The sequence below is a fragment of the Streptomyces sp. Ncost-T10-10d genome (assembly GCF_900091955.1).
Taxonomy (GTDB): Bacteria; Actinomycetota; Actinomycetes; order Streptomycetales; family Streptomycetaceae; genus Streptomyces.
This window is the reverse complement of the sequence record NZ_FMDF01000130.1, coordinates 52,863-72,218: the sequence shown is the minus strand read 5'-3', so window position 1 is coordinate 72,218 and position 19,356 is coordinate 52,863. Positions and strand designations below refer to the sequence as shown.

The following is a 19,356-nucleotide window of genomic DNA, read 5'->3' as shown; positions in this document are numbered from 1 at the left end:
CGGGAACTGCCAGCGATGTATTGAATACGCGTCGCCCCCTGCGGACTATCCGCGGACCGCAAAGGCCGTCCAACCCAATCCGCCGCAGGTCAGACGGCCTCTCTCTAGACGTATTAGACGTTGAAGCGGAACTCCACCACGTCCCCGTCCTGCATCACATAGTCCTTGCCCTCCATGCGGGCCTTGCCCTTGGCGCGGGCCTCGGCGACCGAGCCCATTTCGACCAGGTCCTCGAAGGAGACGATCTCCGCCTTGATGAAGCCCTTCTGGAAGTCGGTGTGGATCACACCGGCCGCCTCGGGGGCCGTGGCGCCCTTCTTGATCGTCCAGGCTCGGGCTTCCTTCGGGCCTGCCGTGAGGTAGGTCTGCAGGCCCAGGGTGTCGAAGCCGACGCGGCCGAGGGTGGCGAGGCCGGGCTCTTCCTGGCCCATGGACTGGAGGAGTTCGAGGGCCTCGTCGTCGTCGAGCTCGATCAGCTCGGACTCGATCTTGGCGTTGAGGAAGATCGCCTCGGCGGGAGCCACCAGGGCGCGCTGCTCGTTCTTGAAGTCCTCGTCGACCAGCTCGTCCTCGTCGACGTTGAAGACGTAGAGGAAGGGCTTGGTGGTGAGGAGGTGCAGCTCGTGGAGGAGCTTGCCCTTCTCCGTGCCTGCGGTGATGCCCGCGGCGAAGAGGGTCTGGCCGGACTCGAGGATCTTCTGGGCCTCCTCGACCGCGGCGAGGACCGCGACCTTCTCCTTCTGGAGGCGGGACTCCTTCGTGAGGCGCGGGACGGCCTTCTCGACGGACTGGAGGTCGGCGAGGATCAGCTCGGTGTTGATCGTCTCGATGTCGTCCTTGGGCGAGATCTTGCCGTCGACGTGGACGACGTTCTCGTCCTTGAAGGCGCGGATGACCTGGCAGATCGCGTCGGACTCGCGGATGTTCGCGAGGAACTTGTTGCCCAGGCCCTCACCCTCCGAAGCCCCTCGGACGATGCCGGCGATGTCGACGAAGTCGACCGTCGCGGGGAGCAGCCGCTGGGAGCCGAAGATCTCCGCCAGCTTGTTCAGGCGCGAGTCGGGGACGCCGACGACACCCACGTTCGGCTCGATCGTGGCGAACGGGTAGTTGGCCGCCAGCACGTCGTTCTTGGTCAGGGCGTTGAACAGGGTCGACTTGCCGACATTCGGCAGGCCGACGATTCCGATCGTGAGCGACACGTTGGCGACTTCCTGAGGAGTGAGGAGGAGGGATGAGGAGGTGGTGGGACGGGCGGAAAAGCGTCGGGCCCGGGTGGGCCGATTCTCCAGTTTACGGGCGGGGGCAACCGGGCAGCCACGGGTCCGGCCGGGCGTCGATTCGGTTCCCGTTCGGCCGTGTGGCATCGAACTCACCCCCTAGGTCGCCCAAAGCGCGTGTCCCGCACCCGTTTCCTCCCGCCCGTCGACCTACGTTGTCCGGGTGGAGCAGCACAGGACACGTCCCCCGCAGCGCAGGCAGTCTCGGCAGGCCCCGCTGTCCCCGCAGGGCACCATCGACGAGGCCGCCGCCGTCTATCGGGTGATGGACGCGAAGCCGGAGGGCCGGTCCCGGCCGGTGCCGCCCGCCGTTCTCGCGCTGCGCAGGCTGCCGAATCCCCGGCTGACCGGCATCGGGGCGGGGCTCTTCGCCGCCGCCTCCATGTTCCTGCTGGCGTGCCTCGACTGGCTGGTCCTCGACGGTTCGTCGACCGTGTTCGGCGTGCTGTTCCTGCCGGTCAGCGCGCTGACCGCGCTGTGGGTACGGCCCGCGGACCTGGTGACCGCGCCGATCATCGTGCCGATCGCATTCGCCGTCGGCGTCATCCCGATCTCCGGCGGCACGGGCGGCTTCGGCGGCCAGACCATGGCGCTCGTCACCGCGCTCGCCGTACATGCCGGGTGGCTGTACGGCGGCACGCTCATCGCCGGGCTCATCGCGACCGTACGGAAGGTGCGGCTGATGCGGCAGCGGCAACGCCAGCGTCGGATGCTGCTCGCCGCGCAGACGGCTCGGCCCGCCCAGCCGCCCCGTCGCCCCCAGCGCTGACCGGGGGCCGAGGAACGGCGGCGGCCGCGTCGCCCCCGGCGGTGGCCCGGAGCCGCAGGGCAGGGCGGGGCAGCCGGGTGAGCCCTACGCCGTGTTCGCCGCCGCCATCGCCGCTCCCACGATGCCCGCGTTGTTCTGCAGCTCTGCCGGCACCATCTCGGCCCGTACATGTTCGATCAGCGGCAGGAACTTGTCGGCCTTGCGGCTGACTCCGCCGCCGATGATGAAGAGCTCGGGAGAGAACAGCATCTCCACATGGGTCAGGTAGCTCTGCACCCGGTGCGCCCAGTGGTGCCAGCTCAGCTCCTCGTCCTCCTTGGCCTTGGTGGAGGCGTGCTTCTCCGCGTCGTGGCCGTTCAGCTCCAGGTGGCCCAGCTCGGTGTTGGGGACGAGCTTGCCGTCGATGAAGAGGGCGCTGCCGATTCCCGTACCGAGCGTCAGTACGATCACCGTCCCCCTGCGGCCGCGCCCCGCACCGAACGCCATCTCCGCGAGGCCGGCCGCGTCGGCGTCGTTCAGGACGGTGACGGGAAGGCCGAGCCTGTCGCCGAGCAGTCCGCGGGCGTCCGTGTCGATCCAGCTCTTGTCGACATTGGCCGCGGTGCGTGTGCAGCCGCTCGTGACGACGCCCGGGAAGGTGATGCCCACCGGGCCCGACCAGTCGAAATGGCCGACCACCTCGGCCACGCAATCGGCCACGTCCTTGGGCGTGGCCGGGTGCGGTGTCAGTACTTTGTGGCGCTCCTGCGCCAGGTCTCCGCGGTCCAGGTCCACGGGAGCGCCCTTGATCCCGGATCCGCCGATGTCCACGCCGAAGATCTGCATGCAATCCACGGTACGGGCAGGAGGCCCGGCTCACTTCCCGGAACGGGAAGCCGTCGACAGGAAACCGTCACTTCTCCACGAGCGCCGCGGCCTCGGCGCGCAGGTCGCGGCGGAGTTCCTTGGGCAGCGAGAACGTGATGGACTCCTCGGCCGCCTTCACGATCTCCACGTCCTCGAAACCGCGCTCCGAGAGCCACGCCAGGACGCCGTCGACCAGGACCTCGGGAACGGACGCCCCCGAGGTGACGCCGACCGTGGAGACACCCTCCAGCCAGGCCTCGTCGATTTCGTCGGCGAAGTCGACCAGATGGGCGTCGTTCGCACCGGCGCCGAGGGCCACCTCGACCAGGCGGACCGAGTTCGAGGAGTTCTTGGAGCCGACGACGATCACGAGGTCGGCGTCCGCACCCATCTGCTTCACGGCGATCTGGCGGTTCTGCGTGGCGTAGCAGATGTCGTCGCTGGGCGGCGAGATCAGGAGCGGGAACTTCTCCTTGAGCGCGCCGACCGTCTCCATCGTCTCGTCGACGGAGAGCGTGGTCTGGGAGAGCCAGACGACCTTCGACGGGTCGCGCACCTCGACATCGGCGACGTCCTCGGGGCCGTCGACCAGCGTGATGTGCTCGGGCGCCTCGCCGGAGGTGCCGATGACCTCCTCGTGGCCCTCGTGGCCGATCAGGAGGATGTCGAAGTCGTCCTGCGCGAAGCGGACGGCTTCCTTGTGGACCTTGGTGACCAGGGGGCAGGTCGCGTCGATCGTGGCGAGCTTCCGCTCGGCCGCCTCCTCGTGCACGGTCGGCGCGACGCCGTGCGCGGAGAACATCACGATCGAGCCCTCGGGGACCTCCGCCGTCTCCTCGACGAAGATCGCGCCCTTCTTCTCCAGGGTCTGCACGACGTACTTGTTGTGGACGATCTCGTGGCGCACGTACACCGGGGAGCCGTACTGCTCCAGGGCTTTCTCCACGGCGATCACGGCACGGTCCACGCCCGCGCAGTAGCCACGGGGAGCGGCGAGCAGGACGCGGCGAGGTGTCGTAGCAGTCATGCGTCCCATCGTAAGGCCGAGCCGGACGCGCGGATGATCGGCTCGGTCGCGAGACTGATGCGTACGCGATCGACGGAGGGCTCATGTCGGCGACGGGCAGCGGCAGTGGCGGCGGGGCCACGGAGGCGAAGGGTGCGCGCCGGGAGGAAGGCAGGCTGCGGCGGACACTCGGCTTCCGGGATCTGGTGGTCTACGGGCTCCTCTTCATCGCTCCGATGGCACCTGTCGGCGTATTCGGCACACTCGATGCGAAATCGGGCGGTGCGGTCGCGCTGGTCTATGTCGCGGCGACCGTCGTGATGGCGTTCACGGCCTTCAGCTACGCCCAGATGGTGCGGGTCGCCCCGTTGGCGGGCTCGGTCTTCGCGTACGCCCGCAAGGGGCTCGGGGAAGGGCCGGGGTTCATCGCCGGGTGGATGGCGATGCTCGACTATCTGCTGATCCCCGCGGTCGCCTATCTCTTCTCCGGGATCGCGCTGAACTCGCTCGTGCCTTCGGTGTCGCGGTGGGTGTGGACGGCGCTCGCGGTAGTCGTCACCACGCTGCTCAATCTCCGGGGTGTACGGGCTGCCGCCCGGGTCGGCTTCGCGGTGCTCGCGATGGAGATCGCGGTGCTGCTGGTGTTCCTGGTGTCGGCGGTGGTGGTTCTGGTACGGAACGGGGCGCAGCGGGGCTGGCTGACCCCGCTCACCGGCGATTCCGGCTTCTCCGCTTCGGCGGTGCTGGGGGCGGTGTCGGTGGCCGTGCTGTCGTATCTGGGCTTCGACGCGATCGCCTCGTTCGCGGAGGAGGTGACGGGGGGCTCGTCGAAGGTGGCGCGGGCGGTGCTGTTCTGTCTGGTGCTCGCGGGCGTGCTGTTCGTGGCGCAGGGGTATCTGGCAGCGCTGCTGGAGCCGATGACGTCGGCGGAGCTGGCCGCCGATCCGGCCGCGCAGGGGTCGGCGTTCTACGACACGGTGGACTTCGCCGTCGGGACCTGGCTGCACGATCTGGTGGCGGTCAGCAAGGCGATCGGGGCGGCCTTCGCCGCACTGGCCGGGCAGGCGGCCGCGGGGCGGCTGCTGTTCGCGATGGCCAGGGAACGGCGGCTGCCCTTGCTCCTGTCCAAGGTCGACCCGCGGTCCGGGGTGCCGCGGGTCGCGATCCTGCTCGCCGCGACGGTGACGCTGGTGGCGGCGGTGTGGGCGGCCCGGCGCGCCGAAGGTCTCGATTATTTGGTGTCGGTCGTCGACATCGGTGCGCTGACGGCGTTCGTGCTGCTGCACGCGTCGGTGGTCGGCTGGTTCGCCGTACGCCGGATGGCGGGGCCGCCCAGCTGGTGGCGGCATGTGCTGGTGCCGGTGGTGGGTGCGGGGGTGCTGATCGCGGTGATTGTGGGGGCGACCGCGAGCGCTCAGGTGGTGGGGGTGTGCTGGTTGGGGGTGGGGCTGGTGGTCCTGGCGGTGCAGTGGGGGCGGGGCCCGGCTGTGTAGGGCTGCCCTGTTGTCCGTGGGGGCGGATACGCTCGCTCGCATGGCTCTCAATACGTCCGCGGAAGCCCCGCTGCCCGTCGGCGAGGTGTCACGGCTCATCGGCGGATGGATCGACCGGCTCGGGGCCGTCTGGGTCGAGGGGCAGATCACCCAGCTGTCGCGGCGGCCGGGCGCCGGGGTGGTGTTCCTGACGCTGCGCGACCCGTCGCACGACATCTCGGTGAGCGTGACCTGCTTCCGCCAGGTCTTCGACCGGATCGCGGATGTCGTGACGGAGGGAGCGCGGGTCGTCGTGCTCGCCAAGCCCGAGTGGTACGCGCCGCGCGGCCAGTTGTCCCTGCGGGCCACGGAGATACGGCCGGTCGGCATCGGTGAGCTGCTGGTGCGGCTGGAGCAGCTCAAGAAGTCGCTGGCCTCGGAGGGGCTCTTCGCACTCGACCGGAAGAAGCCGCTGCCGTTCCTGCCGCAGCTGATCGGACTGGTCTGCGGCCGGGCCTCGGCGGCCGAGCGCGACGTCCTGGAGAACGCGCGGCGGCGGTGGCCCGCAGTCCGGTTCGAGGTGCGCAATACGGCGGTGCAGGGGGTGCACGCGGTGAATCAGGTCGTCCAGGCCGTGAAGGAGCTGGACGACCTGCCGGACGTCGACGTGATCGTCGTGGCGCGGGGTGGCGGCAGTGTGGAGGATCTGCTGCCGTTCTCCGACGAGCAGCTGATCCGTACGGTCGCCGCGTGCCGTACGCCGGTGGTGTCGGCGATCGGTCATGAGCCGGACTCCCCGCTGCTCGACCTGGTCGCGGATCTGCGCGCCTCCACTCCGACGGATGCGGCGAAGAAGGTCGTGCCCGATGTGGGCGAGGAGCTGGACCGGGTGCAGCAGCTGCGGGACCGCGCGTTGCGGACGGTACGGGGGCTGCTGGACCGGGAGGAGCGGGGGCTGGCGCATGCGCTGGGCCGGCCCGCGATGGAGTATCCCCAGCGGATGGTGGACGAGCGGGCGTCGGAGATCGATGCGCTGATCGGGCGGGGCCGGCGGGTACTGGGGCATCTGCTGGACCGGGCGGACTCCGAGCTCGCCCACACCCGGGCGCGCGTGGTCGCGTTGTCGCCCGCGGCGACGCTGGAGCGCGGATATGCGGTGCTGCAGCGGGCGGACGGCCATGTGGTGCGGGCTCCCGCGGACGCGGGGGCGCCGGGCGACGTGCTTCGGGCGCGGGTTTCGGGGGGCGAGTTCGCGGTGCGGGTGAGTGAGTGAGCGGGGCTTCGATACGGGGGCGGGCGAGGCGGACGGGCGCCTAGGCGGCTCGAAAGTGATGACGGGCGAGGCAGGAGGCTCCTGGTGGGTCGGAACGTAGGGTGGGGCGCATGACGGACGACGGGACTACGACAGCTGGTGCCGCGGGCACGCTCGGATACGAGCAGGCCCGTGACGAGCTGATCGAGGTGGTGCGCCGCCTGGAGGCGGGCGGTACGACGCTGGAGGAGTCCCTCGCGCTGTGGGAGCGGGGCGAGGAGCTGGCGAAGGTGTGCCGGCACTGGCTGGAAGGGGCGCGCGCACGGCTGGACGCGGCTCTGGCGGGGCCGGCCGACCCTCAGGAGAGCGGCGGCGGCACGACAGCCGACGACGACTGAGACGTCCCCGGCTTCCCCGACCGCGGCGACGCGGGCGCGCGGCAGGCGGCGCCCGCGATCGGAGCCCTTGCCGGTGAATGGCACAAGAGGCCCGCACTGTGGAACGGATCACTCCGTTCCAGTTTTAGTTGAAAGTTAACCTACCTCTCCCGTAACGTGGCCGCCGTTGCTTGATCCACGTGTACACCCGGAAGGTAAACCGCCAGATGTCCCTCGTTCTTGACCCCGCCGCCCAGGATCTCCTCTTCCGCGAGGCCCGCACCGCCAACACCTTCACCGACGAGCCGGTGACCGAGGAGCAGGTCCAGGCGATCTACGACCTGGTCAAGTACGGCCCCACCGCGTTCAACCAGTCGCCGCTGCGTGTCGTCCTGGTCCGCTCCGACGACGCCCGTGCGCGCCTCGTCAAGCACATGGCCGAGGGCAACCAGCCGAAGACCTCGACGGCCCCGCTGGTCGCCATCCTGGTCGCCGACAACGAGTTCCACGAGGAGCTCCCGGCCCTGATGCCGCACTTCCCGCAGGCCAAGGACGCGTTCTTCTCCGAGCGCCCGGTCCGCGAGTCGTCCGCCGCCCTCAACGGTGCGCTGCAGGCCGCGTACTTCATCATCGGCGTCCGCGCCGCCGGCCTCGCCGCCGGCCCGATGACCGGCTACGACGCCGCGGGCATCGAGAAGGAGTTCCTGGACGGCGACCACAAGGTGCTGATGGTCGTCAACATCGGCAAGCCGGGCGAGGACGCCTGGTTCCCGCGTCTGCCGCGCCTCGCCTACGACGAGGTCATCACGACCGTCTGACCGTCGCCACGCGTACGGAGGAGGCCCTGGAGCACGTGATGCTCCGGGGCCTCCTCCGTACGTCCCGCACGAGGCAGATGCCCCGCACAGGACATCAGGACGACTTGAGTGCGGCCGCCATCTCCGCCAGCCGCTCCGGCGAGGCGGAACCCGTGACCACCGTGGTCGCATCCTTGTCCTGGCGCACGAGGGCGTCGTACTTCTCGCCCTTCCAGTGCTGCCAGGTCTCGCCCGCGACCTGCTGCGTACGCCCGGTGTTCTTGGCATCCTGGCTGACCTCGGTCACATACTTCTGCGCCGGGGACGTGGACTGCTCCACCGCGACGTACTTGCCCTCCGGGTCCAGGAAGCCCAGGTGCCAGCTGTTGCCCGCCTGGCGGTCGTAACTGACCGAGGTCGGCTTCCACTCCTTGGCCAGTCCGTCCGGGGCGGCCACCGGGTACGGTGCCGCGCGCCGCGCCGTCAGGAGCTCCACCCGGTAGTCGACCGCCTTGACCGGGTTGGCGTTCTCGTCGTGCGGAATGAAGATGTAAACGAGCCCTGCCGCAGCGGAGATCACCGCCATCGACAGGAACATGTCCCGCACTGTCTGCTTGCCTCGCTTGCTAGCCACGGGTCCATGGTCGCATCAGGCCTGATGGACCCGGACCGGGGGCAGCCCGCTCATACGTGACCCGGCCTGCTCATTCTGTCGACCTGACGATAGAGTCAGAGCACCCTCTTCCGGTCGTCGCCGTACAGAAAGGTGCGCTCCGATGTCCGAGCATCATCTGCCGTCTCAGCTAGAGGTCTCCCCGGAGGCCCCCGACCGCAACCTCGCCCTGGAGCTGGTCCGGGTCACCGAGGCCGCCGCCATGGCAGCAGGGCGCTGGGTCGGCCGCGGCGACAAGATCGGCGCCGACGGCGCCGCCGTGAAGGCCATGCGGACCCTCGTCTCCACCGTCTCGATGAACGGCGTCGTCGTCATCGGCGAGGGCGAGAAGGACGAGGCCCCCATGCTGTTCAACGGCGAGCGCGTCGGTGACGGCACCGGTCCCGAGGTCGACATCGCCGTTGACCCGATCGACGGTACGACCCTGAACGCCAAGGGCATGCCGAACGCGATCGCCGTACTGGCCGCCGCCGACCGCGGCGCCATGTTCGACCCGTCCGCGGTCTTCTACATGGACAAGCTGGTCACCGGCCCCGAGGCCGCCGACTTCGTCGACATCAACGCGCCTGTCGCGGTGAACATCCGCCGGGTCGCGAAGGCGAAGAACTCCGCCCCCGAGGACGTCACCGTCGTCATCCTCGACCGCCCCCGCCACGACGGCATCGTCAAGGAGATCCGGGAGACCGGCGCCCGGATCAAGTTCATCTCCGACGGCGATGTCGCGGGCTCGATCATGGCCGCCCGCGAGGGGACCGGCGTCGACCTGCTCATGGGCATCGGCGGCACCCCCGAGGGCATCATCTCGGCCTGCGCCATAAAGTGCCTCGGCGGTGTCATCCAGGGCAAGCTCTGGCCGAAGGACGAGGCCGAGCGGCAGCGCGCGCTGGACGCCGGACACGACCTGGACCGGGTCCTGTCCACCGACGACCTGGTCAGCGGCGACAACGTGTTCTTCGTCGCGACCGGCATCACGGACGGTGAGCTGATGCGCGGTGTGCGGTACCGCGCGGAAACGGCGACCACCGAGTCGATCGTCATGCGGTCCAAGTCCGGCACCATCCGGAAGATCGACTCGACCCACCGGCTGTCGAAGCTGCGTGCCTACAGCGCGATCGACTTCGACCGCGCCAAGTAGGTCCCGCCCCCGAGGCCCGGGGAGCAGAACGCGAAGAGGCGCCCCCGTGTGCGGTGGGGGCGCCTCTTCGCGGTACGGACGCGAGCGGACCGGTTCAGGCAGGCCCCCGGCACCCCGGCGGCCGGTCAGCCCGCCGCGGCTATGCGGCCCGTGGCGGAGGATGCGGACGATGCCTTGAGTTCCATCTCGCGCCGTCTGCGACGGGCGAGCACCACGCGGCGTTCGGCGGCGGTGAGGCCGCCCCACACCCCGTACGGCTCCGGCTGCATGAGTGCGTGTTCCTGGCATTCGACCATCACCGGGCAGCGCGCGCAGACCCGCTTCGCGGACTCCTCGCGCGCGAGTCTGGCAGCAGTCGGCTCCTTCGACGGGGCGAAGAACAGCCCGGCTTCGTCCCGGCGGCACACCGCCTCCGAGTGCCAGGGGCCGGCCTCGTCCTCCCGCGCGGGGGTGCGCTGGGGAGGGACGGCAGCGACCTGCAGGGGCTGATGCGGCAGTTGCAGCACGGTCTACTCCTGACGACGGCTTTCGCGAGCGAGAGACGATGCAGCACTCCCTACCCGCTGTGCGCACGCCTATGCACTGAGTGGCACTTGATCCGGGCTGCGGAATTGCGGCCGGTCAGGAATATGGCTTGTTCTCGAAGGAGTGTCAGAGCAGTTCGGAAGAGTCGCAGCGGGACGGACCGCGCCGTTCCCGGCCGGGTCCTAGCCGAGGTATTTACGCAGCCGGTCCTGGAGATCCGCAATGAACTTCCCGCGCTTGGGCTTCGCCTCGACGCTGCCGAACACCGAATAGCCGTTGACGACCACCACTGGCGCTTCGGGGTCCGCGGATTCCAGTGTGGCGACTTCGAAATTGCCGAAGACGCCCGTCCCGCTGCCGCGCAGCGAGATGTTCTCGGGGACCTTGATGTCGACACTTCCGAAGATGGCGGTCGCATTGATCACCGTGAGCCTCTGGCCGAAAAGCGCCTCGGTCAGATCGATCTCCACGCTGCCGAAGAGCGCAAAGGCGTTCGTACGGCCACCGACCCGCCAACGGCCCTTGCGGGTGGAGCTGCTGAAGATCGCCACCATGTTCTCGGCCGGGCCCGTGGGGCTCTCGTGGCCGAAGGCACCGGGCTCGGCGGCCGAGCGGGAGGCGCCCCCGGGGGCAGGCAGATCCCGTACCAGCGGCTCCAGTTCGCCGATGGTCTTGGCGCGGTAGACCGCATCGACCCGCTCGGCGTGTTCCTCAGCGGTGAGCCGGCCCTCGGCCATGGCCTCGCGCAGGATGTCCGCGATCCGGTCACGGTCCGCGTCGGAGGCGCGGATACCGGCCGGCTCCGCCGGGGCTACGGGCTGCTGGGGGTGCTTTTCGAGGTCCACCGGCCCAGGGTACCCAAACGCGATAGATCGCGACTAGTCCCCACCGCGCCTCCGCCGTGTCGCCCTCGTGCCGCTCCCCTGCGGATGCCGGACTGAGCCTTACCTCACAGCTTCGGCGTCCGCGCGGCGCTCTACCCTGGTGGGTGCGCTGCCCAAGGGAGGTCAGCCGCTGTCTGCCGAGTGAGGAATGGCCGTAATGCCAGAGTTTGCGTACTCCGATCTGCTCCCTCTGGGAGAGGACACCACGCCGTATCGTCTGGTGACCGCCGAGGGTGTATCCACCTTCGAGGCCGACGGCCGTACGTTCCTCAAGGTCGCCCCGGAGGCGCTGCGCACCCTGGCCGCCGAGGCCATGCACGACATCTCGCACTACCTGCGCCCCGCCCACCTGGCGCAGCTGCGGCGGATCGTGGACGACCCCGAGGCGTCGTCCAACGACAAGTTCGTCGCGCTCGACCTGCTGAAGAACGCGAACATCGCCGCCGCCGGTGTGCTGCCGATGTGCCAGGACACCGGCACCGCGATCGTCATGGGCAAGCGCGGACAGAACGTACTCACCGAGGGCGGTGACGAAGAGGCCCTGTCGCACGGCATCTTCGACGCCTACACCAAGCTCAACCTCCGCTATTCGCAGATGGCTCCGCTCACCATGTGGGAGGAGAAGAACACCGGCTCGAATCTGCCTGCGCAGATCGAGCTGTACGCCACCGACGGCGGCACCTACAAATTCCTCTTCATGGCAAAGGGCGGCGGCTCGGCCAACAAGTCGTTCCTCTTCCAGGAGACGAAGGCCGTACTGAACGAGGCCTCCATGATGAAGTTCCTGGAGGAAAAGATCCGTTCGCTGGGTACGGCCGCCTGCCCGCCGTATCACCTGGCGATCGTCGTCGGCGGTACGTCGGCCGAGTTCGCGCTGAAGACCGCGAAGTACGCCTCCGCGCACTACCTGGACGAGCTGCCCGCCGAGGGCTCCCCCACCGGTCACGGCTTCCGGGACAAGGAGTTGGAGGAGAAGGTCTTCGAGCTGACGCAGAAGATCGGGATCGGTGCGCAGTTCGGCGGCAAGTACTTCTGCCACGACGTGCGTGTCGTCCGCCTCCCCCGCCACGGCGCCTCGCTGCCCGTGGCGATCGCCGTGTCCTGCTCCGCGGACCGTCAGGCCACCGCGAAGATCACCGCCGAGGGTGTGTTCCTGGAGCAGCTGGAGAAGGACCCGGCCCGCTTCCTGCCGGACACCACGGACGAGCACCTCGACGAGGCGGGTGACGTCGTCAGGATCGACCTGAACCGGCCGATGGACGACATCCTCGCCGAGCTGACCAAGTACCCGGTCAAGACCCGGCTCTCGCTGACCGGTCCGCTGGTCGTGGCCCGCGACATCGCGCACGCCAAGATCAAGGAGCGGCTGGACGCGGGCGAGGAGATGCCGCAGTACCTGAAGGACCACCCGGTCTACTACGCGGGCCCGGCGAAGACGCCCGAGGGGTACGCTTCCGGCTCCTTCGGCCCGACGACGGCCGGCCGTATGGACAGCTATGTCGCGCAGTTCCAGGCGGCGGGCGGCTCCAAGGTGATGCTGGCCAAGGGCAACCGGTCCCAGCAGGTCACCGACGCGTGCGACACGCACGGCGGTTTCTACCTCGGCTCGATCGGCGGACCGGCGGCGCGCCTCGCGCAGGACTGCATCAAGAAGGTCGAGGTCGTCGAGTACGAGGAGCTCGGCATGGAGGCGGTCTGGAAGATCGAGGTCGAGGACTTCCCGGCGTTCGTCGTCGTCGACGACAAGGGCAACGACTTCTTCACCGAGCCCGCCCCGGCACCGACGTTCACCAGCATTCCGGTGCGGGGTCCGGGTCTCGCCTGATGAACTGAGGCGTGCCGAGGCACGACAGGTACGGCCCCGCGGGGGCGTTCCGGCCGCATTTCCACGGGCCGGGGCGCCCCCGCGGGCCGTTCCCACCCCGGCGGGCGTTGTCAGTGGGGGCGGCTGGGTTGGGGGCTCAACCCGGCTGGTGCTGATCGTGCAAGAGCTGACGGACCGCCGGTCCGCAGCCAACGTGAGCCAGGAATCCCCTCCTTGCAGGGAGAGGATGTCAAAACCATGCAGATTACATTCGTGCAATCCGCAGGCCATGGGTGAGCACGACTGGTGACTATGGGCCGGTGACACAAGACATCGGACAGGCGGACGACCGGCCGGACCCGGCACCGGACATCGATCCGGCCGACACGGCACGCGGCGAGCGCCGTTATCGATTCCTCGTCGCCGGATACGCGTTCTCCTCGTACGGCACCTTCCTCAATATGGTGGCGCTCAATCTGTTCGTCTACGAGACGACGGGCAGAGCGCTTGCGATGGGCCTGTTCATGGCCGTGCGGCTCGGTTCCGGATTTCTCGCCGGACTCGCTGCCGGCGGTCTCCTCGCCCGATTCACGGCCAAGAGCCTCATGCTGTGGACGAATGTGGCGCAGGCGACGGTGATGCTGTTGCTGGTCTTCGCGCCGGAGGGGATACGGACGGCCGCGTTGATGGCCGTTTCCGTGGTGGTGGGCACCTGCGGAACGCTTTTCATGGTGTCGTTGCGCAGCTCCATTCCCGAGATGGTCGGCGGCGAGCGGCGGTCATGGGCCAACTCCCTGTCCATCACCGGACGTTCGCTGGCCATGGTGGCCGGTTTCGCTTCGGCGGGTGTGGTGGTCTCGCTGGTCGGCTACACCGCCGCGTTCGTGGTGGACATGGCCACCTTTGTGGTCTGCGCCATGACGGTGGCCCTGCTGCCGATCGCGGGCGGGGGCAGGAGGAAGGACGCCCGGCCGGAATCGGAGGGGGATTCCGGCGGACGTACGCAAAAAGGGGAGCAGGGGACCGGGACGGGGCGGCGGATGCCGGGGGCGTTCCTCAGGTCGGCCGCCGCGCCCGGTCTCGGTCTGATGGTGGTGCTGCGGGGTGCGGACGCCTTCGGTTCGTCCTCCCACAACGCCGCACTGCCGGTCTACTCCGCCGGGCTCGATGCCTCGCACCCTGCCGTGTTCGTCAGCGCGTTCTGGTGTCTGTGGGCGCTGGGGAACGTCGTCGCGCAGCAGTTGATCCAGCGGTACATCAAGCACACCGGGCGGTCGGTGGGTGCACCGGGATTCGGGTACGGCACGTGTCTGATGTCCGGGGCGTTCATTCTGGCGTTCGCCGGGTTCCCGTCGGCGGCGACCGCCGTGATCGCACTGGTCGCGGGGGCGGCCGACGGACTCACCGAGGTCTCGTACACCTCGCATCTGCAGACGCTCCCCACCGATCTGCGCGGTCATGCGTTCGGGCTCTCCGCGACGGTGGAGAATCTCGGATTCGGCGTCGGCATGGTCCTGGTCGCGGCGGCACTCGACGGCCACCGGCCGCTGACCGTCGTCGCCTGGTCGCACGGGGTGGCCATCGTGATCGCCGTGGTGTTCCTGATCAGGGTGACGGGGTCGCGGAGACGAGATCGTGTCCCCGCGCCACGCTCCGGTGCCGATCGCGGTGAGCAGGTGCGGTGAGGGTTCGCGTACGACGGGATTCAGCCAATCTTGAGGCGCACCCATGCGTGGCCGGCGGGACCGGGCGGTGCTCGGGAACGGGGTGTCGCGTGTCCCGGCCCTCCGCAGCTTCTTGCCGGACGTCCCGGCACGGGCCCCACACGCTCCCGGTCACCTCGGGCCCGGGCGCCGGGGCAGCCGGTCCGGCACCGCCGATTTCACGCAGCGGGCCGCGCCGCGGACTTGCGTCTTGCCGCGCTGCTGCGGTGGGTTGTCGGAGGTTCCTGCAGTGCTCCGCCGACCCCGGGCATCAGGAAACAGTCCTGGGGAACCAGGAAACAGCCGCCACCCCCACACCCCGGACACCGCGCCGCGCCCAGCGGCTCGGCGCGGGATCGCCCACCCTCATCTCACCGTCGAACACCGGAAAGGCGGACGCCGTATGACGCCGCTTCCCCACCGCAGCCACGCCGACGACCTGCTGTCCTTCATCAGAGCCAGCCCTTCCCCGTATCACGCGGTGGCGAGTGCCGCCCAGCGCCTGGAAAAGGCCGGCTTCCGCGAACTGCGCGGCACGGACGACTGGACGGGCACGACCGGCGGCAGCTTCGTCGTCCGCGGCGGTGCCCTGATCGCCTGGTACGCCCCCGAGGGCGCCCCCGCGCACACCCCCTTCCGGATCGTCGGCACACACACGGACTCCCCGAATCTGCGGGTCAAGCCCACCCCCGACACCGGGTCGGCGGGCTGGCGGCAGGTCGCCGTGGAGATCTACGGCGGCGTTCCGCTGAACACCTGGCTCGACCGCGATCTGGGCATCTCGGGGCGGCTCGCGCTGCGCGGCCCCGGCGGCGGGGTCGAGTCCCGGCTCGTCCAGATCGACGAACCGCTCTTGCGGGTACCGCAGTTGGCCATCCATCTGGACCGTACGGTGAACGAGGGGCTCGCCCTCGACCGACAGCGCCATCTCGCCCCGCTGTGGGCGCTCGGGACGCCCGAGGAAGGGTCACTGCTGCGCCGGGTCGTGGCGGCCGCGGAGGTGGACCGGGACGACGTCCTCGGCTGGGATCTGATGCTCCATGACATCCAGCCGCCCGGATTTCTCGGTGCGGACCGGGAGTTCGTGGTGTCCTCGCGGCTGGACAACCTGGTGTCGGTGCATGCGGGCGTGACGGCCCTGGCGGGTGCGGCGACCGCTGACGACGATCCCTCGTACATCCCCGTCCTGGCGGCCTTCGACCACGAGGAGGTCGGCAGCGGTTCGGAGACGGGCGCGCAGAGCCCCCTGCTGGAACGGGTCCTCGGCCGTTCGGTCACCGCGCGCGGCGGCAGCTCCGAGGACTTCTCCCGTGCCCTGTCCGGCGGCTTCTGCGTCTCCGCCGACATGGCGCACGCGGTGCACCCCAACTACGCGGAACGGCACGATCCGGGCCATCACCCGCTGCCCAACGGCGGCCCCGCCGTCAAGGTCAACGTCAATCAGCGTTACGCCACCGACAGCACCGGCATGGCGGTGTTCGCGGCGGCGTGCGAGCGGGCGGGTGCGCCGTGGCAGCCGTTCGTCTCCAACAACGCGATGCCGTGCGGCACGTCGATCGGCCCGCTCACCGCGGCCCGGCTGGGTGTCCCGACGGTCGACGTGGGGGTGCCGGGGCTGTCCATGCACTCGGCGCGCGAGCTGTGCGGGGCCGACGACCCCGGTCATCTGGCGGCCGTCCTGGCCGCGTTCGTGACGTCCGGCTGACACGCCGGCCAGGGAGGAGTGGGGCGGCCTCGGCCACCCCACCCCTCCCCGCACCGCGGGAAGGAGTTACGCGAACCGCTGCTTCGCACTGCCGTCGCAGCTCTGCAGCTTCAGCGGGTCCTTGGCCGCCGCGAGCGTCAGGCACAGTCCGGTCGAGGCCGCCGGGCGCAAGGTGCCCGACTCCTTGACGAACTGCTGGTTGGCCGCGCCCGAGCAGTTCCACACGATGAGCGTGGCGCCCGCCTTGTAGTCGGCACCCGGCACGTCGAGGCACCGGTCGTGGCTCAGCTCCGTCACGATGCTCTTCGTTCCGGAGTCGTACCACCAGCCCTGGTTGCGGCCGCCGTGGCAGTCCCAGCCGCCGATCTCGGTGTCGTTGCGGGTCACCGAGGCGGGGACGTCCACACAGGTGCCCGTGGCCTCGTTCTTCAGGGGCTTGAAGACGTCGTCCCACGCCGCGGCCTGGAGAACCGGCTGTCCCGTGCTCGCCGGGTCGGCGCAGCTCGCCTCGCGCAGGGACGAGTTGTAGATCTGGGTCAGGCAGGAGGCGAAGGCCGCGTGGCCGCGCGCGTTCGGGTGGAAGGACTGCCGGACTGAGTTGGAGTCCGGCGGGAAGTGCGACAGGTCGATGTAGAGGCCGCGGGCCCAGGTGTTGTCGCTGCAGACCTCGTGGCCGTGGAAGAGCCGGGAGTTGTCGAGGTAGACGGCTCCGGTGTCGGCGGCGGCCTTGCGCATGCCGCGCTCGAAGGCGGGGACCGCGACGTTACGGCCCCAGGCGGCGTCGGAGTCGTATCCGGCGCAGCCGCCGGGAAGCTTGCCGGGGAAGTTGGGGTTGTCGTAGAAGTCCGGGCCGATGGGGCTCGGGTAGCCCATGACCACGAGCTTGTAGTCAGTGTTGCTGTATCCGGCGTCGGACATGACGGTCTTCAGATCGCGCACCGTCTTCTCGACCTTGGGGACGAGGCCGTCGACGCGCGCCTGCCAGCCGCCCTCGTACTTCGGCTGGCAGGTGCCCTGCGAGAGCACCCAGCGCTGGACGCAGTCCGTCATGACCGGGCCGAACTGGAGGTCGTCATTGGCGCCGGCGACCAGCACGATCATCTTGATGCGGGTGTTGCGGGCCTTGATGGCGAGGTTGTCGCTCTGCACGAGCTCGTCGGCGTACTGCTTCGATCCGCCGATCACGATGTTGCCGGTGTACGCGCCGGAGCAGGAGACGTTGTACGTGACGTCGGCCGGGATGCCGGTGCGGTGGATGGCGGAGTCGGGCGAGCGGTGGCACCAGTTGTCGGGGCCGTTCGTGCCTGCCTCGTACGTGCCGACGCCCTCGCCGGAGATCTCGCTGTCGCCGAGCGAGATCAGCCCGGTCTTGCGGTCGGCGAGCGGGCGCTCGGCCGGGTCGCCGTACAGCCGGGTGGCTTCGGCGGCGCGGATGGCCTCCAGCTCGGGCGACAGGGGGGTGGATGCGGTAGTGGTGATATCGGACCGGTCCGCCGCGCCCGCCGGTCCTGCGGCGGCGGCCATGCCGCCCATTGCCGCCGCCATGGCCGCGGCGGCCGCGACCGTACAGCGAAGTCTGCGCCTGGTGCGCCTCATTGCGCCTCCCCGGGTTGTGGTTACCCCCGGTATTTACTGGTCGGTAGGCGACTTGGGAATACACAGAACAAGACAAGTGCTCAACTTTTTCAGGAGGTTGAACCCCATGGACGACACACAGACCCCCGCACAGACCCCCGCGGGCGGCACGGATTTCCGCATCGAGCACGATTCGATGGGCGAGGTGAGGGTGCCGAAGGACGCCAGGTGGCGGGCCCAGACGCAGCGCGCGGTGGAGAATTTCCCGATCTCCGGCCAGCGCCTGGAACGGGCCCACATCGAGGCCCTGGCCCGGATCAAGGCGGCCGCGGCCAAGGTGAATGCCGAGCTGAGGGTGCTCGACCCGGACATCGCCCTGGCGATCCAGGAGGCCGCCGAGGAGGTCGCCGAGGGGCGCTGGGACGCGCACTTCCCGATCGATGTCTTCCAGACCGGGTCCGGCACCTCGTCCAACATGAACACCAATGAGGTCGTGGCCACCCTCGCCACCGAGCGCCTGGGCCGCGAGGTCCACCCCAACGACCATGTCAACGCCTCGCAGTCGTCCAACGACGTCTTCCCGTCCTCCATCCACATCGCCGCGACCGCGGCCGTCACCGGTGAGCTGATCCCCGCCCTGGACCATCTGGCGGCCGCGCTGGAGCGCAAGTCCGCCGAGTTCGCAACGGTCGTGAAGTCGGGCCGTACGCATCTGATGGACGCGACGCCGGTGACCCTGGGCCAGGAGTTCGGCGGCTACGCGGCGCAGATCCGGTACGGCATCGAGCGACTGCGCGCCTCCCTCCCCCGCCTCGCCGAACTACCGCTGGGCGGCACGGCCGTCGGCACCGGCATCAACACCCCACCCGGCTTCTCCGCCGCCGTGATCGCCGAGGTCGCCCGCGCCACCGGGCTGCCGCTCACCGAGGCCAGGGACCATTTCGAGGCGCAGGGCGCGCGGGACGGGCTCGTCGAGACGTCGGGTCAGCTCCGCACGATCGCCGTCTCGCTCACCAAGATCTCCAACGATCTGCGCTGGATGGCATCCGGCCCGCGCACCGGTTTGGCCGAGATCAGCCTTCCCGACCTCCAGCCGGGCTCGTCGATCATGCCGGGGAAGGTGAATCCGGTCATTCCCGAGGCCGTTCTGATGGTCGCGGCCCAGGTGATGGGGAACGACCAGACGGTCGCCGTCGCGGGCGCGGCGGGCAATTTCGAACTGAATGTGATGCTTCCGGTCATCGCGAAGAATCTGCTGGAGTCGGTGCGGCTGCTGGCCAACGTCTCCCGGCTGCTCGCGGACCGTACGGTCGACGGGATCACCGCGAACGTGGAGCGGGCCAGGGAGTACGCGGAGTCCTCGCCGTCCGTCGTCACTCCGCTGAACAAGTACATCGGCTACGAGGAGGCGGCGAAGGTCGCCAAGAGGTCCCTGGCCGAGCGCAGGACGATCCGCGAGGTGGTGCTGGACTCGGGATATGTCGAGCGCGGCGACCTCACGGTGGAGCAGCTCGACGAGGCGCTGGACGTATTGCGCATGACCCGCCCGTGAC

17 protein-coding genes are annotated in these 19,356 nt (G+C 69.5%); 10 read left to right on the top strand and 7 right to left on the bottom strand.

The genetic code is table 11. The features are described 5' to 3' along the window. Window positions 1-113 precede the first annotated feature (113 nt). Window positions 114-1,202 carry a redox-regulated ATPase YchF gene (gene ychF / locus GA0115254_RS20950; protein WP_093896813.1) on the bottom strand — a complete coding sequence of 363 codons (1,089 nt, stop codon included), beginning with the start codon at window positions 1,200-1,202 and terminating at the stop codon, window positions 114-116. A 241-nt stretch (window positions 1,203-1,443) separates the two neighbouring features. On the opposite strand from ychF, the gene GA0115254_RS20945 reads away from it, so the two are divergent. Then, complete coding sequence (locus GA0115254_RS20945; RefSeq protein WP_176740220.1) at window positions 1,444-2,049, top strand: DUF6542 domain-containing protein; 606 nt, start codon at window positions 1,444-1,446, stop codon at window positions 2,047-2,049. Between the two features lie 84 nt (window positions 2,050-2,133). Here the strand turns inward: GA0115254_RS20945 and ppgK are convergent, their stop codons facing one another. Further along, window positions 2,134-2,874, bottom strand: a complete 741-nt coding sequence (gene ppgK / locus GA0115254_RS20940) for a polyphosphate--glucose phosphotransferase (RefSeq protein WP_093896812.1) — start codon at window positions 2,872-2,874, stop codon at window positions 2,134-2,136. A 67-nt stretch (window positions 2,875-2,941) separates the two neighbouring features. Next, window positions 2,942-3,931 carry a 4-hydroxy-3-methylbut-2-enyl diphosphate reductase gene (locus GA0115254_RS20935; RefSeq protein WP_176740219.1) on the bottom strand — a complete coding sequence of 330 codons (990 nt, stop codon included), beginning with the start codon at window positions 3,929-3,931 and terminating at the stop codon, window positions 2,942-2,944. Between the two features lie 74 nt (window positions 3,932-4,005). Here GA0115254_RS20935 and GA0115254_RS20930 point away from each other — a divergent pair, with 74 nt between their 5' ends. The 4 genes from GA0115254_RS20930 (at window position 4,006) to GA0115254_RS20915 (ending at window position 7,820) form a co-directional block, all read left to right on the top strand. Beyond that, window positions 4,006-5,394: an APC family permease gene (locus tag GA0115254_RS20930; protein ID WP_093896810.1), complete on the top strand. Its 1,389-nt coding sequence runs from the start codon at window positions 4,006-4,008 to the stop codon at window positions 5,392-5,394. Between the two features lie 40 nt (window positions 5,395-5,434). After that, the gene (gene xseA, locus GA0115254_RS20925; RefSeq protein ID WP_093896809.1) at window positions 5,435-6,646 is read left to right on the top strand and encodes an exodeoxyribonuclease VII large subunit; all 1,212 of its coding nucleotides are present in this window, start codon (window positions 5,435-5,437) and stop codon (window positions 6,644-6,646) included. Between the two features lie 110 nt (window positions 6,647-6,756). Next, complete coding sequence (locus tag GA0115254_RS20920) at window positions 6,757-7,023, top strand: exodeoxyribonuclease VII small subunit (RefSeq protein WP_093896808.1); 267 nt, start codon at window positions 6,757-6,759, stop codon at window positions 7,021-7,023. 206 nt (window positions 7,024-7,229) lie between these two features. Next, window positions 7,230-7,820, top strand: a complete 591-nt coding sequence (locus GA0115254_RS20915; protein WP_093896807.1) for a malonic semialdehyde reductase — start codon at window positions 7,230-7,232, stop codon at window positions 7,818-7,820. A gap of 94 nt (window positions 7,821-7,914) precedes the next feature. Here GA0115254_RS20915 and GA0115254_RS20910 read toward each other — a convergent pair whose 3' ends face one another. Next, on the bottom strand, window positions 7,915-8,433 hold the full coding sequence (locus GA0115254_RS20910; protein WP_093896806.1) for a DUF4245 domain-containing protein: 519 nt from the start codon (window positions 8,431-8,433) through the stop codon (window positions 7,915-7,917). A 142-nt stretch (window positions 8,434-8,575) separates the two neighbouring features. On the opposite strand from GA0115254_RS20910, the gene glpX reads away from it, so the two are divergent. Further along, window positions 8,576-9,607 (top strand): class II fructose-bisphosphatase, encoded by a 1,032-nt coding sequence (gene glpX, locus GA0115254_RS20905; protein WP_093896805.1) that lies wholly within the window; start codon window positions 8,576-8,578, stop codon window positions 9,605-9,607. 125 nt (window positions 9,608-9,732) lie between these two features. On the opposite strand, the gene GA0115254_RS20900 is transcribed toward glpX, so the two are convergent. Both GA0115254_RS20900 and GA0115254_RS20895 read right to left on the bottom strand, forming a co-directional pair. Next, entirely contained in the window at window positions 9,733-10,113 is a 381-nt protein-coding gene (locus tag GA0115254_RS20900) for a WhiB family transcriptional regulator (RefSeq protein ID WP_093896804.1), read from the bottom strand. A 201-nt stretch (window positions 10,114-10,314) separates the two neighbouring features. Further along, the gene (locus GA0115254_RS20895; protein WP_093896803.1) at window positions 10,315-10,977 is read right to left on the bottom strand and encodes a DUF1707 SHOCT-like domain-containing protein; all 663 of its coding nucleotides are present in this window, start codon (window positions 10,975-10,977) and stop codon (window positions 10,315-10,317) included. 196 nt (window positions 10,978-11,173) lie between these two features. Here GA0115254_RS20895 and GA0115254_RS20890 point away from each other — a divergent pair, with 196 nt between their 5' ends. From GA0115254_RS20890 to GA0115254_RS20880, 3 genes are all read left to right on the top strand, one after another. Further along, on the top strand, window positions 11,174-12,841 hold the full coding sequence (locus tag GA0115254_RS20890; RefSeq protein WP_176740218.1) for a fumarate hydratase: 1,668 nt from the start codon (window positions 11,174-11,176) through the stop codon (window positions 12,839-12,841). A gap of 440 nt (window positions 12,842-13,281) precedes the next feature. Next, complete coding sequence (locus tag GA0115254_RS20885) at window positions 13,282-14,505, top strand: MFS transporter (protein ID WP_093896889.1); 1,224 nt, start codon at window positions 13,282-13,284, stop codon at window positions 14,503-14,505. 421 nt (window positions 14,506-14,926) lie between these two features. Further along, window positions 14,927-16,228 (top strand): M18 family aminopeptidase, encoded by a 1,302-nt coding sequence (locus tag GA0115254_RS20880; protein ID WP_093896801.1) that lies wholly within the window; start codon window positions 14,927-14,929, stop codon window positions 16,226-16,228. 66 nt (window positions 16,229-16,294) lie between these two features. Here GA0115254_RS20880 and GA0115254_RS20875 read toward each other — a convergent pair whose 3' ends face one another. After that, the gene (locus GA0115254_RS20875) at window positions 16,295-17,824 is read right to left on the bottom strand and encodes a ricin-type beta-trefoil lectin domain protein (protein ID WP_093896800.1); all 1,530 of its coding nucleotides are present in this window, start codon (window positions 17,822-17,824) and stop codon (window positions 16,295-16,297) included. A gap of 106 nt (window positions 17,825-17,930) precedes the next feature. Between GA0115254_RS20875 and GA0115254_RS20870 the strand changes: the two genes are divergently transcribed. Continuing rightward, on the top strand, window positions 17,931-19,355 hold the full coding sequence (locus GA0115254_RS20870) for a class II fumarate hydratase (RefSeq protein WP_093896799.1): 1,425 nt from the start codon (window positions 17,931-17,933) through the stop codon (window positions 19,353-19,355). The last annotated feature ends 1 nt before the right edge of the window (window position 19,356 follow it).

Excerpts from the sequence above, each read along its gene's own strand:
- ppgK (WP_093896812.1), bottom strand. The coding sequence starts at position 2,874 with ATGCAGATCTTCGGCGTGGACATCGGCGGATCCGGGATCAAGGGCGCT.
- GA0115254_RS20935 (WP_176740219.1), bottom strand. The coding sequence starts at position 3,931 with ATGGGACGCATGACTGCTACGACACCTCGCCGCGTCCTGCTCGCCGCT.
- GA0115254_RS20930 (WP_093896810.1), top strand. The coding sequence starts at position 4,006 with ATGTCGGCGACGGGCAGCGGCAGTGGCGGCGGGGCCACGGAGGCGAAG.
- xseA (WP_093896809.1), top strand. The coding sequence starts at position 5,435 with ATGGCTCTCAATACGTCCGCGGAAGCCCCGCTGCCCGTCGGCGAGGTG.
- GA0115254_RS20920 (WP_093896808.1), top strand. The coding sequence starts at position 6,757 with ATGACGGACGACGGGACTACGACAGCTGGTGCCGCGGGCACGCTCGGA.
- GA0115254_RS20915 (WP_093896807.1), top strand. The coding sequence starts at position 7,230 with ATGTCCCTCGTTCTTGACCCCGCCGCCCAGGATCTCCTCTTCCGCGAG.
- glpX (WP_093896805.1), top strand. The coding sequence starts at position 8,576 with ATGTCCGAGCATCATCTGCCGTCTCAGCTAGAGGTCTCCCCGGAGGCC.
- GA0115254_RS20890 (WP_176740218.1), top strand. The coding sequence starts at position 11,174 with ATGCCAGAGTTTGCGTACTCCGATCTGCTCCCTCTGGGAGAGGACACC.
- GA0115254_RS20885 (WP_093896889.1), top strand. The coding sequence starts at position 13,282 with ATGGTGGCGCTCAATCTGTTCGTCTACGAGACGACGGGCAGAGCGCTT.
- GA0115254_RS20880 (WP_093896801.1), top strand. The coding sequence starts at position 14,927 with ATGACGCCGCTTCCCCACCGCAGCCACGCCGACGACCTGCTGTCCTTC.
- GA0115254_RS20875 (WP_093896800.1), bottom strand. The coding sequence starts at position 17,824 with ATGAGGCGCACCAGGCGCAGACTTCGCTGTACGGTCGCGGCCGCCGCG.
- GA0115254_RS20870 (WP_093896799.1), top strand. The coding sequence starts at position 17,931 with ATGGACGACACACAGACCCCCGCACAGACCCCCGCGGGCGGCACGGAT.